Origin of the sequence: Streptomyces phaeofaciens, from assembly GCF_014648915.1 — a bacterium.
GTDB lineage: Bacteria > Actinomycetota > Actinomycetes > Streptomycetales > Streptomycetaceae > Streptomyces > Streptomyces phaeofaciens.
Genome location: NZ_BMSA01000003.1, coordinates 390,661 through 408,981, shown reverse-complemented (window position 1 = coordinate 408,981; position 18,321 = coordinate 390,661). Strand labels below are relative to the sequence as shown.

The window sequence follows — 18,321 nt, the reverse complement described above, 5'->3', positions numbered from 1 at the left end:
CCCCCACGGACGAAGGGACTTCATCCTTCATGCGACCCCAACCCCCGGCCCGGCCCGCGCCGGACCGGAGACCGTCCGCCCACGCGCCCTGGCTGCGGCGCGTCAGCACCCTCGTGAGCCTCGGGCTGCTGCCCGGACTGCTCGCCCCCGCGGCGGCGATGGCCGACGACCTCGACCCGCTGGGCAGACCCGAACTGTCCGCACCACGCGCCCAGAAGGTCGTGCCGTTCAAGGCGAGGAAGGACGCCGGGACCGCCGAGGCCATGCGCACCGCGGCCCACGCCGACCGGACGGCCGCCGCCCGCGCGGTAGCCGACCAGTCCCGCGGGACCACCTGGCCGAAGGGCGGCTCGGCCCGCCTCACCCTGCCCGCGTCCGGCACGGCGAAGGCCGCACCCGGCACTCTCCCCGTCACCCTGGCCGCGCCGGCCGCGAAGAACACCCCGCGCGCCCGGTCGGTCCAGGTCGACGTGCTGGACCAGCGGGCCGCCGAGCGCCTCGGCGTCAAGGGCGTGGTCCTGAAGGTGACCGGCCCCGCGGCCGGCGGCGGGGCCCGCCTCGGCATCGACTACTCGGCGTTCGCCGCGGCCTACGGCGGCGACTGGGCCGGCCGGCTCCAGGTGCTGCGCCTGCCAGACTGCGCGGCGAAGGACGCGGCGAGCGCGAAGTGCCGCGCCGCGACGCCGGTCGGCTTCGTCAACTCCCGCGGCGAGGAACGGATCACGGCCGACCTGTCGTTCGCGAAGAAGCCGGGGGCCGCCACCGGGAAGCCGGCGGCGACGGCCGCCGCGTCCGGCCAGGCCATGACGCTCGCCCTGGTCGCCGGCACCGCCTCCGCCGACGGCGACTACAAGGCCACCCCGCTCTCCGCCTCCTCCACCTGGGAGGCCGGCGGCAGCTCCGGCACCTTCACCTGGACCTACCCGCTCAAGGCGCCCCAGCCGGCCGCCGGCCCGGGCGTCGAGCTGGCGATCTCCTACGACTCCGGCAGCGTGGACGGCCGTACCTCCACCACCAACAACCAGGGAACCCAGGTCGGCGAGGGCTTCGAGATCACCTCGTCGTACATCGAGCGCAAGTACGGCTCCTGCGACGACGACGGCCAGGACGGCAAGGACGACCTGTGCTGGAAATACGACAACGCCTCCCTGGTGCTCAACGGCAAGGCCACCGAACTGGTCAAGGACGACACCAGCGGCGAGTGGCGGCTGAAGAACGACGACGCCTCCAAGGTCACCCGCTCCACCGACGCCGACAACGGTGACGACAACGGCGAGTACTGGACCGTCGTCACCGGCGACGGCACCAAGTTCGTCTTCGGCCTGAACAAGCTCGACGGCGCCGCCGACGGCGTACGCACCAAGTCGGTGTGGACCGTACCGGTCTTCGGCGACGACGAGGGCGAGCCCGGCCACTCCTCCGGCAGCGCCTTCGCCGACCGCTCCAAGAAGCAGGCCTGGCGGTGGAACCTCGACTACGTCGAGGACACCCACGGCAACGCGCAGAGCTACTGGTACGAGGACGAGACCAACAACTACGACAAGCTCGGCGACGACGACACCGGCACCTCCTACATTCGCGGCGGCTACCTCAAGGAGATCCGCTACGGACAGCGTGCCGACGCCCTGTTCAGCGCGACCCCGGCCGCCTCGCACAAGGTCGCCCTCTCCTACGCGGAGCGCTGCGTGGCCTCGGGCACGGGCTGCGACTCGCTCACCGAGGACACCCGGGACAACTGGCCCGACGTGCCCTTCGACCGGATCTGCAAGGACGGCGACAAGTGCCCCTACCTCGACAGCCCGTCCTTCTTCACCCGTAAGCGGCTGACCTCCGTCACCACCTACGCCTGGGACGCGGCCGCCGCCACCCCCGCCTTCTCCCCGGTCGACACCTGGGAGCTGAAGCACCTCTACCTCGACCCCGGCGACACCGGTGACTCCACCGATCAGTCGCTCTGGCTCGACCAGATCAAGCACATCGGCAAGCGCGGCACCGACCTCGCGCTCGACCCGGTGAAGTTCTCGCACGTCTTCCTGCCCAACCGGGTGGACAGCCCGAGCGACGACATCCTGTCCTTCGAGCGGCCGCGCCTGAAGACGGTCGTCTCCGAGACCGGCGCGCAGACCGTCGTCGACTACCTCGCGGCCGACTGCGTGGCCGGGCAGACCATGCCCGACCCCGACGAGAACACCAAGCGCTGCTTCCCGGTCTACTGGTCGCCCTACGGCCAGGACGAGCCGATCCTCGACTGGTTCCAGAAGTACCCGGTCAGCGCGGTGCGCACCACCGACCCGCTCGGCGGCTCCGAAGCGGTGCAGCACACCTACCAGTACTCCGGCGGTGGCGCCTGGCACTACAACGAGGACCCGCTGACCCCCGCCAAGGAGCGCACCTGGTCCGAGTGGCGCGGCTACGAGAAGGTCACCCACCTCACCGGCCCGTCGAACGGCACCCGGACCAAGACGGTCACCGTCTACCTGCGCGGCATGAACGGCGACCGCGTCCTCGCCGCCGACGGCAAGACCCTGGACCCGGACGCCCGCAGGACCGTCAAGGTCACCGGCATCGCGGCCGCCGAGATCACCGACTCCGAACAGTTCGCCGGCTTCACCCGGGAGAGCGTCTCCTACGACGGCGCCGCCGAGGTCTCCGGCACCGTCAACGACCCCTGGTCGCAGCGGACGGCCACCCAGCACAAGTCGTACGCCGACACCGAGGCGTACTTCGTCCGGGTCGGCGCCTCGCACGCCCGCACGCGCGTCACCAGCAAGCTCACCCCGGCCGACCGGGTGCGCACCACGAGGACCACCTACGACGCGTACGGCATGGCCGCCACCGTCGAGGATCTCGGCGACGACGCCGTCACCGGCGACGAGAAGTGCACCCGCACCTGGTACGCCCGCAACGACGCGACCGGCCTGACCGCGACGGTCTCCCGGACCCGGATCGTCGGCCGGGCGTGCTCCGTCGCCGACTCCGCCCTGGACCTGCCGGCCGACCACACCCGCCCCGGCGACGTCATCTCCGACACGGCGACCTCGTACGATTCCACCACCTGGTCCGCGACCCAGAAGCCGACCAAGGGCGACGCCCGGTGGACCGGCCGCGCCAAGGGGTACGGCAGCGACGACGCGCCGCTGTGGCAGCAGAACGCCGTCACCGAGTACGACACGCTCGGCCGCCCCACCCTGCTGAAGAACACCGACAACGTCACCACGTCGACCACCGAGTACCTCCCGGTCGCCGCCGGTCCGCTGACCCAGACGACCGTCGGCAACGCCAAGGGGTACAGGACCGTCACCCTCAAGGACTTCGCCCTGGGCACGGACCTCAAGGTCACCGACCCCAACAGCCGGGTGACGGAGACGGTGTACGACAGCCTCGGCCGGGTCACCTCCGTCTGGCTGCCCAACCGCTCCCGCGCACTCGGCAAGACCGCCAACTACGTGTACGCGTACAGCGTCAGGTCCGACGCCCTGCCCTGGGTCTCCAGCGCCTCCCTCAAGGGCGACGGCTCCGGGTACAACACCACCTACGAGATCTACGACTCGCTGCTGCGCACCCGCCAGGTGCAGGCACCCTCGGCCGCGGGCGGGCGGATCATCGCCCAGACCCTGTACGACGGCCGTGGCTTGGCCGTGACCGCCCAGGCCGACATCTGGGACAGCACGAGCGCGCCGTCCGGCACGATCGTGCAGATCGACGGCGGCCAGGCGCCCAAGCAGACCGACAGCGTCTACGACGGCATGGCCCGTGTCACCAAGGCGACCACCAAGGCCTACGGCGTCGCCAAGTGGTCGGTCGACACCACCTACCAGGGCGACACGGTCCTCACCAGCGCCCCGGCCGGCGGCACGGCCAACGCGGTGGTCACCAACGCGCTCGGCCAGACCGTGGAACGCCGTGACTACGCCGGCGACAAGCCGACCGGCACGGACTACATGACCACCCGCTACACCTTCGACGACGCCGACCGGCAGGAGACCATCACCGCCCACGACAAGTCCACCTGGTCGTACACCTACGACCTCTTCGGCCGTCAGGTGACGGTGACCGACCCCGACAAGGGCACCACCACGACCGAGCACAACAACCTGGACCAGGCCGTCAAGTCCACCGACAGCCGGCCGGGCAAGGTGCTGCTCTTCGAGTACGACGTCCTCGGCCGCAAGACCGGGATGTGGCAGACGTCCAAGACCGACGGCAACAAGCTGGCGGCCTGGACCTTCGACACCCTCGCCAAGGGCCAGCAGGACACGGCCGTCCGCTACGACGGCGGAGTGGCGGGCAAGGCCTACACCCAGAAGGTCACCGCCTACGACCCGCTCTACAAGGTCACCGGCAACCAGCTGATCCTGCCCTCCGACGACCCGCTGGTCACGGCCGGCGTGCCCGGCACCCTGTCGTTCTCCACCGGTTACAACCTCGACGGCACGGTGAAGCAGGCCGGCGCGCCCGCCGTGGCCGGACTCCCCTCGGAGACCGTGTCGTACACCCATGACACGCTCGGCCAGGTGCTGACCGCCAAGGGCACCACCGGCTACCTCCAGGGCGTCGCCTACTCCCCGCTCGGCGACCTGCGTCAGCTGACGCTCGCCACCGACCCGAGCGCCGCGAAGAAGGTGTACGTCAACCACGACTACGAGGCCGGCACCCGCCGCCTCACCCGGTCGTACGTCACCGACGACGTGCACGGCTACATGCTCCAGGAGCTGAAGTACGCCCAGGACGACGCCGGCAACATCACCTCGGTCCACGACGGCACCACCCTCGGCGGGGCCGGCAAGGAGGACCACCAGTGCTTCGCCTACGACGGCTACCGCCGCCTGAGCGAGGCCTGGACCCCGAAGACCGCCGACTGCGCCGCCTCCGGCCGCACCACCGCCAACCTGGGCGGGGCCGCGCCGTACTGGACCAGCTACCAGTACAACGACTCCGGCCTGCGCTCCCAGCAGGTGGAGCACAGCGCCGCCGCCGACGTCACCACCGAATACAAGTACGGCACCGACAAGGGTCAGCCGCACGCGCTGTCCTCCACGGTCAGCGGCTCGACCACCACCGCCTATACCTACGACGAGAACGGCAACACCCGGACCCGGCCCGGCACCCAGGCCACCCAGACACTGACCTGGGACACCGAGGGCAAGCTCGCCACCGCGAGCGAACCGGCGGCGGCCGGCAAGCCCGCCACCGGCACCGGCTACCTGTACGACGCCGGCGGTGAGCTGCTCATCAAGCGGCCCACCACCACCGACGGCGAGACCGTCCTCTACCTGGGCGTGACCGAGGTCCGGCTCAAGGTCAGCGGCGCCACCAAGGCCCTCTCGGGGGCCCGCACCTACACGGCGGGCGCCACGACCCTCGCGGTGCGCACCTCCGCCGCCGGGGAGACCGGCACCAAGCTGACCTTCCTGGCCGGCAACCACCAGGGCACCGCCAGTCTGGCGATCGCCTCGGACACCCTGGTCTTCGTCAAGCGCTACACCAAGCCGTTCGGTGCCTCGCGCGGCGCGGCGGGCGGCAGCTGGCCCGACGACAAGGGCTTCCTCGGCAAGCCGTCCGACACGACCACCGGCCTGACCCAGCTCGGTGCCCGCCAGTACGACCCGGCCACCGGCCGCTTCCTGAGCGTCGACCCGCTGCTCGAACCGGACAAGCCGCAGAGCCTCAACGGCTACGCCTACGCGAGCAACAGCCCCGTCACCAACTCCGACCCGACCGGTATGTCCGACGGTCTCGGCGGCATCATCGGGGCCATCGGCGCGATCATCGGCGGTGCCGTGGGCGCGATCCTCGGCATCGCCGGAGCGGCCATCAGCGCGATCGGCGCGGGCGGCGGCAGCGCCCCGACCTCCTCGTCCGGCGCGACCGGCCAGCCCCTCAACCAGTGGAAGCCCGGCGCGACGTACAACTTCATCACCAAGTCCTGGGACCTGCCGTTCAACCCGCCCTCCCAGAGCTGGGAGGAGTTCCTCGCCACGCTGCCCGACTGGGGCATCGTCAGCGATCCGAAGGCGGCCAACCGCTGGGAGTCCTCACGGGGGCTGTTCTTCGGCTGGCTGTGGGGCGGCGGCTATCCGCTGCGCGAGCACCAGGACTTCCGGGGCGGCGACGCGTTCACCTCGATCCTGGCGCAGGACGACACGTTCGGCGAGTGGCGGTCCACGCTGGTGGGCCAGGCCCGGGACAAGGGGATGAAGGCCCCGGCGGCCAAGGAGGCCGTGGAGTTCTCCTACCAGGACAAGGGCCCCGAGCCGGGCAGCCCCTGGTACAAGTTCAACACCCTGCGCGGGGCGGGGAACGACATCCTCGGCGTCCTGACCAACGGCGGCCTCGGGACGGAGAACCAGGCGGACGCGTTCCTCGGCACCTACTCGGCCACCGGCCGGATCAAGTCGATCAACAAGAAGGAGCAGACGGTCACGCTGAAGTTCACCGCGACCAACATCTCCGACTGGCGGTCCGCGACCCATGCCATTCCGCGGTCCTGGAACCCCGCCTTCGAGGACACCTTCGGCGCGGCCGTGACGGAGGACTTCTCGTGGGAGGAGAAGTGGCCCGTCAATGAGTGCGTGAACTATTCGGATTGGCTCGAATAACGCCCACGCGCCGGTAATCCGTGGGGCCGGGGCCGCTCACCGGCCCCGGCCCCACGGCCGTCACACCCCACCCCTAGGATGCAAGCGTGTTCAAGAGCCCCCTGAAGACCGGCCGCCGGGCCGCCGCCGCCCTGATTCCCCTGCTGCTGGTGGCCGCGTGCTCCACCACCGAGGAGACGGCGAAGGTCCCGGCAGAGCGCATCGTGGGGAATTGGCAGGGACCGGACGGCGAAAGGATCTCCTTCTCCGCCGACCGGGAATTCACCGCGACGGGCCTCGATTCCAAGAAGCTCGCCCCGGTCGACTGCCCCACCGGGAAATCCGGCGGAGGCTGGGGCTTCTTCGTCAGTGACGACAACGGAAGCCATATGTCGAAGACGGCGAAGTCGGGCTCCTGGGTCGGCCTCGGCCTGGCCCGCGAGTACTGGGACTGGAACTGCTCGCTCCAGTTCGCGGTCGTGGACGACGGCAGGACCCTGTGCGCGTCCAACGACCCCGACGTCCCCTGCGGTCTCGGCGTGCGCTTCACCCGGGAGAAGTGAGCCCACCCCTCCCGGGCCGCGCGGCGGCGAGGCTCAGCCCACCAGGCCCAACTCCCGCGCGATCAGCATCCGCTGCACCTCGCTCGTGCCCTCGCCGATCTCCAGGATCTTGGAGTCGCGCCACATCCGGGCCACCGGGTACTCGTTCATGAAGCCGTACCCGCCGTGCACCTGGGTGGCGTCACGGGCGTTGTCGACGGCGATCGTCGACGAGTAGAGCTTGGCGAGCGCCGCCTCCTTCTTGAACGGCTCGCCCGCGACCAGCCGGCTCGCCGCGTCCCGCCAGGCCAGCCGGGCCGTGTGCGCCTTCATCTCCATGTCGGCGATCTTGAACTGGATGGCCTGGTTGGCGCCGATCGGCCGCCCGAACGCGTGCCGCTCGCGCGCGTACTTCACCGACTCGTCCACACAGCCCTGCGCGAGCCCGGTCGCCAGCGCCGCGATCGCGATCCGGCCCTCGTCGAGGATCCGCAGGAACTGCGCGTACCCGCGGCCCTGTTCGCCCAGCAGGTTCGCGGCCGGGACCCGCACGTCCGCGAAGGACAGCTCACGGGTGTCCGAGGCGTTCCAGCCGACCTTCGAGTACGGCTGCGCGACCGTGAACCCCGGGGTGCCGGACGGCACCACGATCGCGGAGATCAGCGGCCGGCCGTCGGGCCCCCGGCCGGTGACCGCGGTGACCGTCACCAGGCCGGTGATGTCCGTGCCCGAGTTGGTGATGAAGCACTTGGTGCCGTTGATCACCCATTCGTCCGTCTCCGCGTCGAGCCGGGCCGTCGTCCGGGTGGCCCCCGCGTCGCTGCCGCCGTCCGGCTCGGTCAGACCGAACGCGCCCAGGATCTCGCCGGCGCACAGCCGCGGCAGCCACTCGCGCTTCTGCTCCTCGGTCCCGAACAGATGGATCGGCATGGCACCCAGCGAGACGCCCGCCTCCAGGGTGATCGCCACGGAGGAGTCGACCCGCGCCAGCTCCTCCAGCACGATGCCGAGGGCCAGGTAGTCCCCGCCCATGCCGCCGTACTCCTCGGGGAACGGCAGTCCGAACAGGCCCATCCGGCCCATCTCGCGGACGATCTCGTAGGGGAACTCGTGCCGCTCGTAGAAGTCGCCGATCTTGGGGGCGACGACGTCGTGGGCGAACTGCTCGACCGTGCGGCGGAGTTCTTCCAGTTCGGGGGAGAGACGGTGGTCCATGCTGATCACTGGTCCTTGTGGGGCTGTGTCGTTTTACCGAGTGCGCGAACGGTTCTCGACGGGCTGGGCCGGCCCAGTCGTTCGGCCATCCAGGCGCTTGTGGCGACGAGACGGCCGAGGTCGATCCCGGTGTCGATGCCGAGGCCCGACAGCATCCACACGAGATCTTCGGTGGCGAGGTTGCCGGTGGCGGACTTGGCGTACGGGCAGCCGCCCAGCCCGCCGGCCGAGGCGTCGACGGTGGTGACGCCGTGTTCGAGGGCGGCGTAGGTGTTGGCGAGGGCCTGGCCGTAGGTGTCGTGGAAGTGCACGCCGAGCACATCGGCCGGCACGCCCTCCTCGGCGAGCAGGGAGAGCAGCGCGCGGACCTGGCCGGGGGTGGCGACGCCGATGGTGTCGCCCAGGCTCAGCTCGTCGCAGCCCATGTCCCGCAGCGCCCGGCAGACCCGCACCACCTGGTGCGCGGGGACCGGGCCCTCCCAGGGGTCGCCGAAGCACATCGAGACATAGCCGCGCACGTGCACGCCCTCGTCCTTGGCGCGCCGCACCACCGGTGCGAACACCGCGAGCGACTCGTCGAGGGTGCGGTTGAGGTTGGCCTTGGCGAAGGACTCGGTGGCGCTGGCGAAGACCGCGACCCGGCGGGCGCCGAGCGCGAGGGCGCGGTCCAGGCCCCGCTGGTTGGGCACCAGCACCGGGAGCGCCACCGGGAGGCCGGACACCAGCGGGAACAGTTCCTCGGCGTCGGCCAGCTGGGGTACCCACTTGGGGTGCACGAAGCTGGTCGCCTCGATCGTCGTCAGACCCGCGTCGGCCAGCCGCCGGACGAACTCGGCCTTGACGGCCGTCGGCACGGTCGCCTTCTCGTTCTGGAGGCCGTCGCGGGCGCCGACCTCGTGGATCCGCACCCGCGCGGGCAGGCCCTCGGCCGGGACGGCCATGGGGAGTCCCTGAACGGTCATTCCGCAGCCTCCTCATGGGGGGTGACGACGGCCAGCACCTGGTCCATGGCGACCGTCGAGCCCGGTGTGACGTCCAGCTCGGCGACCGTGCCGGCGTGCGGGGCGGAGATGACGTGCTCCATCTTCATCGCCTCGACCACCAGCAGGCTCTGGCCCGCGGCCACCTCGTCGCCGACGGCGACCTTCACGACCGTCACCGTGCCCGGCATGGGGGCGGTGAGCGAGTCCGCGCCGGCGTACGCGGCGCCCGTCAGGGAGGCGGCCACCGGGTCGTGGTCGCGCACATGCCACGCGTCGCCGTCCCGGCCGAGCCAGTCGGCGGCGCGGTGGAAGGTGTGGCGGACGCCGTCGAGGGTCACGGACACCCGGTCGCCGGTGACGGTGTGGGTGCCCCGCGGGGTGTGCTCCACCGGCTCCTGGAGCGCCCGCAGGGGGAAGCCGACGGGCCGGGGGGTGCCCCCGAGCCGCCAGCCGCTCGGCACCGAGAACGGGTCGGTCCAGCCGCCGCCCGCCGGCCGCAGCGCCTCCAGCCGGACGGCCGCCGCCGCCTCGTACACCTCCTCCGGCACCTCGGCCGGCACCAGGTCGTCGACCACCCGCTCGACCAGCCCCGTGTCCAGCTCGCCCGCGACGACGGCCGGGTGCGCGAGCAGCCGCCGCAGGAACCCGGCGTTGGTCTGCACGCCCAGCGTGACCGTCTCCGCGAGGGCGGAGCGGAGCTTCCTGAGGGCGGTCGCGCGGTCGGGGCCGTAGGCGATCACCTTGGACAGCATCGGGTCGTACAGGCTGCCCACCTCGGTGCCCTCGCTGAGCCCGGAGTCGGTGCGCACCCCGTCGCCCTGGGGTTCGCGCAGGGCGAGGACGGTGCCGCCGGAGGGCAGGAACCCGCGCGCGGGGTCCTCCGCGCAGATCCGGGCCTCGATGGCGTGGCCGGTGAGCCGGACGTCCCCCTGTCCGAAGGACAGGGGCTCGCCGGCCGCCACCCGCAGCTGCCACTCGACCAGGTCGAGCCCGGTCACCAGCTCGGTCACCGGATGCTCCACCTGGAGGCGGGTGTTCATCTCCATGAAGTAGTAGGAGGACGGGTCGCCGCCGGGGACGATGAACTCGACCGTGCCCGCGCCCCGGTACCCGCAGGAGCGGGCCGCCTGCACGGCCGCCTCGCCCATCGCGGCGCGGGTGCGCTCGTCGAGCAGGACGCTCGGCGCCTCCTCGACGACCTTCTGGTGGCGCCGCTGGAGGGAGCACTCGCGCTCGCCCAGGTGCACCACGTTGCCGTGGGCGTCGGCCAGGACCTGGATCTCGATGTGGCGGGGCCGGTCGATCCACCGCTCGACCAGGAGCGTGTCGTCGCCGAAGGAGGCGCGGGCCTCACGGCGGGCGGCGGCGATCTCGTCGGCCAGCGCGGACGTGTCCCGCACCAGCCGCATGCCCTTGCCGCCGCCGCCGGCGGACGGCTTCAGCAGCACGGGGACGCCGATCTCGCGCGCGGCGGCCACGAGCTGGGCGTCCGTGAGGCCGCTGCCGGTCGAACCGGGCACCACCGGCACCCCGGCGGCCCGTACGGTCTCCTTGGCGCGGATCTTGTCGCCCATGAGGGAGATCGCCTGCGCGGGCGGCCCGATGAAGACCAGCCCCGCGTCGGCGCAGGCGCGCGCGAAGCCCGCGTTCTCGGCCAGGAAGCCGTACCCGGGGTGGACGGCCCGGGCGCCGGTGCGGGCGGCCGCCTCCAGCAGCCGCTCCACCGACAGATAGCTCTCGGCGGCGGGCGCCGGCCCGATCCGGACGGCGGTGTCGGCCTCCAGGACGTGCCGGGCGTCGGCGTCGGCGTCGGAGAACACGGCGACCGAGCGCACGCCCATCGAGCGCAGCGTCCGGATGACGCGGACGGCGATCTCGCCCCGGTTGGCGACGAGCACGGTGTCGAACATCGTCTGAAGGTCCCTTACATCCGGAAGACGCCGAACTGGGGGTCTCCCAGGGGCGCGTTGGCACAGGCGGTCAGCGCGAGGCCCAGTACCTGCCGGGTCTCCAGCGGCTCGATGACCCCGTCGTCCCAGAGCCGGGCGGTCGCGTAGTAGGCGTTGCCCTGGCGCTCGTACTGGGCCCGGATCGGGTCCTTGAAGGCGTCCTCGTCCGCGGCGGGCCAGCTCTGGCCCTGCGCGTCCAGCTGGTCCCGCTTGACCGTGGCGAGGACGGAGGCGGCCTGTTCGCCGCCCATCACGGAGATCTTGGCGCCCGGCCACATCCACAGGAAGCGCGGCGAGTAGGCCCGGCCGCACATGGAGTAGTTCCCCGCGCCGTACGACCCGCCGACCACGACGGTCAGCTTCGGCACGCGGGTGCAGGCGACCGCCGTGACCATCTTCGCGCCGTGCTTGGCGATGCCGCCGGCCTCGTAGTCCCTGCCGACCATGAAGCCGGAGATGTTCTGGAGGAACACCAGCGGGATGCCGCGCTGGTCGCACAGCTCGATGAAGTGGGCGCCCTTCTGGGCGGACTCGGAGAACAGGATGCCGTTGTTGGCGACGATCCCGACCGGGTGCCCGTGGATCCGGGCGAAGCCGGTGACGAGGGTCTGCCCGAACTCGGCCTTGAACTCCGCGAAGCGGGAGCCGTCGACCACGCGCGCGATGATCTCCCGCACGTCGTAGGGGGTGCGGGAGTCGACCGGCACGGCGCCGTACAGCCCGGCGGGGTCCACCTTGGGCTCGACGGCCGCGGTGACCTCCCAGGGCAGCTGCCCGCGCGCGGGGAGCGTGGCGACGATGTTCCGGACGATCCGCAGCGCGTGCGCGTCGTCCTCGGCGAGGTGGTCGGTGACCCCGGAGATCCGGGAGTGCACCTCGCCGCCGCCCAGCTCCTCGGCGGTGACGACCTCACCGGTGGCGGCCTTCACCAGCGGGGGGCCGCCGAGGAAGATCGTGCCCTGCCCGCGGACGATCACGGCCTCGTCGCTCATCGCCGGGACGTACGCCCCGCCGGCCGTGCAGGAGCCGAGGACCGCCGCGATCTGCGGGATCCCGGCGCCGGACATCCGGGCCTGGTTGTAGAAGATCCGCCCGAAGTGCTCGCGGTCGGGGAAGACCTCGTCCTGCATGGGCAGGAAGGCGCCGCCCGAGTCCACCAGGTAGAGGCAGGGCAGGCGGTTCTCCAGGGCCACCTCCTGGGCCCGCAGGTGCTTCTTCACCGTCATCGGGTAGTACGTGCCGCCCTTGACGGTCGCGTCGTTCGCCACGATCACGCACGCGCGCCCGCTCACCCTGCCGATGCCGGCGATGACCCCGGCCGCCGGTGCCTGGCCGTCGTACATCCCGTCGGCGGCGAGCGGCGCCAGCTCCAGGAAGGGCGAGCCCGGGTCGAGGAGGGTGTCGACGCGGTCGCGCGGCAGCAGCTTGCCGCGCGCGGTGTGCCGGGCCCGCGCCCGCTCGCCGCCGCCGAGCCGGGCCGCGGCCAGCTTGCCGTGCAGCTCCTCGACGAGTGCGAGGTGGGCCTGTTCATTGGCCCGCCAGGCCTCCGACGCGGGATCCGCCGCGCTCGTCAGCTCCGGTGCCTGCTCCATCCTGCGGTTCCCCTCACCCAGTGATCGCCTGTTAATGAGCGTTAACCATTTCCTTCAGGTTAACGACCGCTAACCTCCCTGTCTAGAATTGCTGGCATGGCCACCAGAACCGACGCCTCCACCCGGCGCGAGCAGATCCTCAAAGAGGCCGCGCGGCTCTTCGCCGAACGCGGTTTCCACGGCGTCGGGGTCGACGAGATAGGCGCCGCCGTGGGGATCAGCGGCCCCGGGCTGTACCGGCACTTCCCGGGCAAGGACGCGATGCTCGCCGAGCTGCTGGTGGGGATCAGCGGCCAGCTGCTGACGGGCGCGCGGCGCCGCCGGGAGGAGGCCGACGGGGCCCCCGCCGAGTCGGTCCTCGACTCGCTCATCGAGGGCCACATCGACTTCGCGATCGACGACCGCCCCCTGATCACCCTGCACGACCGCGAGCTGGACCGCCTCCGCGACAGCGACCGCAAGCTCGTCCGCCAGCTCCAGCGGCAGTACGTGGAGCTGTGGGTGGAGGTGCTGCGCGCGGTGTACCCGGGCCTCGCGGAACCGGCGGCCCGCTCGGCCGTCCACTCGGTCTTCGGCCTGCTGAACTCCACCCCCCACCTCGGCCGCCCCGGCTCCCTGCCCGGCCGCACGGCCACGGCGGAACTGCTGCACCGGATGGCCCGGGGCGCCTTCGGGGCGGCCGCGGGCGCCTGAGGGGCCGGGGCGGCCGGGAGGGATCCGCCGGGGCGGCCGGGAGGGTGACGAGCGTTACCCCCCTTCCACCCTGGACGCCTGCTCGTACTCGCCGGTACGGTTGTGCTCTGAGCAAGCGCTTAGACATGACAGAGTGCACGCTGTGCACTACGCGGTACGTGGAGGTGGCGGAGAGTGCGCCGTACGGTGTTCAACGAGGACCACGAGGCGTTCCGGGAGACTCTCCGGGCCTTCATCGAGGCCGAGGTCGTCCCGGTCTACGACGAGTGGTTCGCCGCCGGCCAGGCGCCGCGCGACTTCTACTACAAGCTCGCCGAGCTGGGCGTCTTCGGCATCCGTGTCGACGAGGAGTACGGCGGCGCGGGCATCGACTCCTACAAGTTCGAGGCCGTCCTCTACGAGGAGACCGCGCGCGCGGGTGTCAACTTCGGCGGCTCCGGCGTGCACGTGCTGCTCGGCCTGCCGTACCTGAAGCTGCTCGCCACCGACGAGCAGAAGAAGCGCTACCTGCCCAAGTTCGTCTCCGGTGAGGAGATGTGGGCGATCGCGATGACCGAGCCGGGCACCGGTTCCGACCTCGCGGGCATGAAGACCACCGCCAAGCTCTCCGAGGACGGCACGCACTACGTCCTCAACGGCTCCAAGACCTTCATCACCGGTGGCGTGCACGCCGACCGCATGATCGTCTGCGCCCGTACCTCCGCGCCCACCAAGGAGGACCGCCGCCACGGCATCTCCCTCTTCGTGGTGGACACCAAGGCCGAGGGCTACTCCGTCGGCCGCAAGCTCGACAAGCTCGGCCTGAAGACGTCCGACACCGCCGAGCTGGCCTTCGTCGACGTCAAGGTGCCCGTCGAGGACCTCCTCGGTGAGGAGAACAAGGGCTTCTACTACCTCGGCCACAACCTCGCCTCCGAGCGCTGGGGCATCGCCTTCGGCGCCTACGCGCAGGCCAAGGCCGCCGTCCGGTTCGCCAAGCAGTACGTGCAGGACCGTGTCGTCTTCGGCCAGACCGTCGCGTCCTTCCAGAACACCAAGTTCGAGCTGGCCGCCTGCCAGGCCGAGGTGGACGCGGCCGAGGCCGTCGCCGACCGCGCCACCGAGGCCCTCGACGCCGGTGAGCTGACCCCGGCCGAGGCCGCCTCCGCCAAGCTGTTCTGCACCGAGGTCGCCCACCGGGTGATCGACCGCTGCCTCCAGCTGCACGGCGGCTACGGCTTCATGAACGAGTACCCGATCGCCCGCCTGTACGCGGACAACCGCGTCAACCGGATCTACGGCGGTACCAGCGAGATCATGAAGTCGATCATCGCGAAGGACATGGGCCTGTAAGGCTCCAGAAATTACCGGCCAGTAGAAAAGGTGCCATGAACGAGGCACTTCAGGATCTCCTCGATCTGCTCGACCTGGAGCAGATCGAGGAGAACATCTTCCGCGGCCAGTCCCGCTCCGCCGTCGTCCCCCGGGTCTTCGGCGGGCAGGTCGCCGCGCAGGCGCTGGTCGCCGCCGGGCGCACGGTTCCCGAGGACCGGCACGCCCACTCGCTGCACGCGTACTTCCTGCGCATCGGCGACCCCGGGGCGCCGATCGTCTACACCGTCGACCGGATGAACGACGGCCGCTCCTTCACCGCGCGCCGGGTCGTCGCGGTCCAGCACGGACAGCCGATCTTCGCGCTGTCCGCCTCGTTCCAGCGGTACGAGGAGGGCTTCGAGCACCAGACCCCCATGCCGACGGCCCCGGACCCCGAGACGCTCCCCACCTCCGCGGAGCGGCTGCGCGGCTACGACCACATCCCCCCGGAGACCGTCGAGCGGTTCCTGGAGGCCCGGGAGGCCGTCGACCTGCGCTATGTCGACGAGCCCCCGTACGGCGACTTCGGCGCCCCGCGCGAGCCGCACTCCCAGGTCTGGTTCCGCACCAACGGCAAGCTGGACGGCGCCGTCGACGAACCGCTCCTGCACGTCGTCCTCGCCACGTACGTCTCCGACATGACCCTGCTCGACTCGGTGCTCCTCGCGCACGGCCGGGGCGGCTGGGCGGTCGGGGACGTGGTCGGCGCGTCCCTGGACCACGCGATGTGGTTCCACCGGCCGTTCCGCGCCGACGAATGGCTGCTGTACGACCAGGAGTCCCCCACCGCCCACGGCGGCCGCGGCCTCGGCCAGGCCCGCATCTACACGCAGGACGGCCGGCTGGCCGTCTCGGTGATCCAGGAGGGCGTGGTCCGCGCCCCTCGCACGGGCTGAGGGGCGCGGCCGGTCACGGCCTCGGCTCCAGCCCCGCCTGCGCCAGCAGATACGCCGTCATCGGGTCGTAGTGGCGCGGGCTCTTCACATGGTCGTCGAGCGGGACCGTCACCTGGAGGGTCCCCTCGGACTCGGCGAGGAAGAGCGCCGGGTCGTTGCTGTCGGCGTAACCGACGGAGTCGACGCCGTGCTGCCCGGCGTATCCCGCCCAGCCGTGGTCGGCGACGACCAGGTCGGGCAGCGGGCGGCCCTCGCGCTCCAGCGCGGTGAGGATCGCCTTCATCGGCTCACCGGAGTGGGTGTGCCAGAGCGAGGCGCCGTGCTCCAGGACCGCCACGTCCGCGAGCTGCCAGACGTACCCCTCCTCCGTCTGGAGCCCCTCCGGGATGACGACGATCTCGCAGCCGGCCGAACGCAGGGCGGCGGCCGTCGCACGGTGCACGTCGAGCAGGCCGCCGGGGTGCCCGGTGGCCAGCAGCACCCGCTGCCGGTCCTCGGCCGCCTTGCGCAGCCGGGCCGCCATCCGCTCCAGGCCGTCGACCGTCAGCTCGGGATCGATGGTGTCCTGGCCGTAGCGGAATTCGGCGTCGTCGTTCACCCCGACCCGCTCCGCCATCACGGCCAGCACGTCCTGCTCGTCGGTCCAGCGGTCGCCGAATTCCAGGCCGAACCAGTAGTTGCGGTTGCCGTTCGCGAGCTGGCGGTAGTGGGAGAGGTTGTTCTCGCGCGGGGTCGCGACGTCCCCGGCGATACGGGTCTTCACGAGGTGGTCGACAAGCTCGGCGCGGCTGGGAGTCCCGGGTATCGGCATGGTCTCCATTGTGGGGCAGCGCACGTCGGCCGTCGCCGCCGTTTTGAGCGCTGGGACGTGCGTCACTGGTCGAGGCGGCGCAGCGCGAACCACAGCTCCATCCGGACGTCCGGGTCGTCCGGGTCCGTCCCGAGCAGGGCCGCGCAGCGGGCGATCCGCTGCCGCACGGTGTTGCGGTGCACGGCCAGCGCCACCGCCGTACGGTCCCAGCTCCCGTGCAGGGACAGCCAGGTGCGCAGCGTCTCGGTGAGCGCCGGCTTGTCCTCCAGGGGGGCGAGGAGGGTGCGGGCGTGCGCCTCGGCCTCGTCCGGCGGGACCAGATCGGCGAGGGCCGCGCGGGCGCCGTACCGCACGAGCGCGCCACGGGTCGCCCGGGCCCGGGCCAGCGCCCGCGCCGCCTGGGCGTCGGCGGCCGGCCACGAACCCGGGGCCACGGCGGCGCTGACCCCGAGCGTCCAGCCGGGCTGCGGACCCGGCTCCCGGTCCGCCGGCACCAGCACCCGTACGACCTCCCCCGTGAGGTCGAAGAGCGGCGAGCCGAGCGCCGCGCCGAGCGCGGAGGCGGCCAGCGGGAGCGGGGGGTCCCCCCGCTCGGGCGAGGCCGGGAGCGGGACGGTGCGTGCCTCCGGACGCGCGTGCACCACGAACCACCGGTCACCGCCCAGCAGCGGCGCCACGTCCTCCGGCGCACCGCCCAGCAGCAGCCGCACGAGCGCGCAGGACCGGGCCGCGCCCGACCCGCTCTGCTGCTCACCGGTGAGCAGCGAGAGCAGCACGGCGGCCACGGAGGCGATCGTGTGGTCCCCGGGCTCCCGCCGCCCCACCGCCACCCCGAGCACGAACCCCTGCCCGGCCCCCAGCGCGTAGGCGGCGAGATGCACACCGGACGGTGTGGTGTCACTGGCGCTGGCGGAGCCGCGGCCGGCGAGGAGCCGGGCGAGGGAGGCGAGCGGGTCGTCGCCGGCCGGTGCCTCGGCCGGCATCCGCCCGGCCGCCGCGATCCGGGCGCCCTCCGGGCCGTACAGCACCGCCCGGCCGCCCAGGCGCTGGGCGAGCTGGCGCAGCACGTTGGGGACCGGGTCGGGGCGGGAGGCGGCGGCGGCGAGGCTCTGCTGGGCCTCGGTGACCCGGCGGAGTTCCGCGGTGCGGGCGCGCTCCATCAGCTGCCAGACCGCACGGCCGACGGCCGCGAACGTGGTCTGCGGCGGCACTTCGAGGAGCGGCAGCCCGAAGGACTCGCAGGCGGCGACCAGCGCCCGCGGCACGGTGTCGTGCACCGGCGCCACCCCGAACCCGAGGGCCGCGCCGCCCGCCGCGACGATCCGTGAGACGTAGTCGTCGAAGTATGTCCCCGACCCGGCCGCCTCCGGGATGTGCACGCCCGCCGTCAGCAGCAGCTCGCCGCCCAGCAGATACGGGTACGGGTCGGCCATCTCCGAGGTGTGCGCGCCGTGCAGCACCGCGCCGGGGTCGGCGGGCCCGGCGATCTGCCGCAGCGCGAGGTCCTCGCGGGCCAGCAGGGCGGCGAGCGGCACCGACGGGGTCGGCGGCGCGGCGGGCTGCTCCGGCATGGTGTGCGTTCCTTCCACTCCAGGGCCCCCGGATGGATGAAACGTACACTTCGCAGCCACTTTCCGGCCACCTAGGGTCGAGGCAACCGGCGGCCGCGGGTACGGGCGGATGTCCCCGCGTCGAGCCGCCGCCACACC

Annotated in this window: 11 protein-coding genes; 5 read left to right on the top strand and 6 right to left on the bottom strand. The window is 72.1% G+C overall.

Going from position 1 to position 18,321, the window contains the following annotated elements:
• Positions 1 to 29 precede the first annotated feature (29 nt).
• Both IE275_RS08680 and IE275_RS08675 read left to right on the top strand, forming a co-directional pair.
• Positions 30 to 6,599, top strand: coding sequence for an RHS repeat domain-containing protein (locus tag IE275_RS08680; protein WP_189709405.1), 6,570 nt, complete (start codon positions 30 to 32; stop codon positions 6,597 to 6,599).
• 86 nt (positions 6,600 to 6,685) lie between these two features.
• Positions 6,686 to 7,141, top strand: coding sequence for a hypothetical protein (locus IE275_RS08675; protein ID WP_189709403.1), 456 nt, complete (start codon positions 6,686 to 6,688; stop codon positions 7,139 to 7,141).
• Positions 7,142 to 7,174: 33 nt separating this feature from the next.
• Here the strand turns inward: IE275_RS08675 and IE275_RS08670 are convergent, their stop codons facing one another.
• Genes IE275_RS08670 through IE275_RS08655 form a run of 4 tightly spaced genes read right to left on the bottom strand, consistent with a single transcriptional unit; the run spans position 7,175 to position 12,859 of the window.
• Entirely contained in the window at positions 7,175 to 8,335 is a 1,161-nt protein-coding gene (locus IE275_RS08670) for an acyl-CoA dehydrogenase family protein (protein WP_189709401.1), read from the bottom strand.
• 5 nt (positions 8,336 to 8,340) lie between these two features.
• Entirely contained in the window at positions 8,341 to 9,297 is a 957-nt protein-coding gene (locus tag IE275_RS08665; RefSeq protein WP_189709399.1) for a hydroxymethylglutaryl-CoA lyase, read from the bottom strand.
• Positions 9,294 to 11,228, bottom strand: coding sequence for an acetyl-CoA carboxylase biotin carboxylase subunit (locus IE275_RS08660; RefSeq protein WP_189709397.1), 1,935 nt, complete (start codon positions 11,226 to 11,228; stop codon positions 9,294 to 9,296). Before IE275_RS08660 ends, IE275_RS08665 begins: the two co-directional genes overlap by 4 nt.
• 14 nt (positions 11,229 to 11,242) lie before the next feature.
• Positions 11,243 to 12,859, bottom strand: coding sequence for a carboxyl transferase domain-containing protein (locus IE275_RS08655; protein ID WP_189709395.1), 1,617 nt, complete (start codon positions 12,857 to 12,859; stop codon positions 11,243 to 11,245).
• A gap of 96 nt (positions 12,860 to 12,955) precedes the next feature.
• Here IE275_RS08655 and IE275_RS08650 point away from each other — a divergent pair, with 96 nt between their 5' ends.
• From IE275_RS08650 to IE275_RS08640, 3 genes are all read left to right on the top strand, one after another.
• Positions 12,956 to 13,552, top strand: a complete 597-nt coding sequence (locus IE275_RS08650) for an SACE_7040 family transcriptional regulator (protein WP_189709393.1) — start codon at positions 12,956 to 12,958, stop codon at positions 13,550 to 13,552.
• Positions 13,553 to 13,726: 174 nt separating this feature from the next.
• Positions 13,727 to 14,884 carry an acyl-CoA dehydrogenase family protein gene (locus IE275_RS08645; protein ID WP_189709391.1) on the top strand — a complete coding sequence of 386 codons (1,158 nt, stop codon included), beginning with the start codon at positions 13,727 to 13,729 and terminating at the stop codon, positions 14,882 to 14,884.
• A gap of 35 nt (positions 14,885 to 14,919) precedes the next feature.
• Entirely contained in the window at positions 14,920 to 15,801 is an 882-nt protein-coding gene (locus IE275_RS08640; RefSeq protein ID WP_189709390.1) for an acyl-CoA thioesterase, read from the top strand.
• A 13-nt stretch (positions 15,802 to 15,814) separates the two neighbouring features.
• On the opposite strand, the gene IE275_RS08635 is transcribed toward IE275_RS08640, so the two are convergent.
• Together IE275_RS08635 and IE275_RS08630 are read right to left on the bottom strand one after the other, a co-directional pair.
• Positions 15,815 to 16,612, bottom strand: coding sequence for a phosphatase (locus IE275_RS08635; RefSeq protein ID WP_189709388.1), 798 nt, complete (start codon positions 16,610 to 16,612; stop codon positions 15,815 to 15,817).
• 62 nt (positions 16,613 to 16,674) lie between these two features.
• Positions 16,675 to 18,183 carry a PucR family transcriptional regulator gene (locus tag IE275_RS08630; RefSeq protein ID WP_189709386.1) on the bottom strand — a complete coding sequence of 503 codons (1,509 nt, stop codon included), beginning with the start codon at positions 18,181 to 18,183 and terminating at the stop codon, positions 16,675 to 16,677.
• Positions 18,184 to 18,321: the final 138 nt, after the last annotated feature.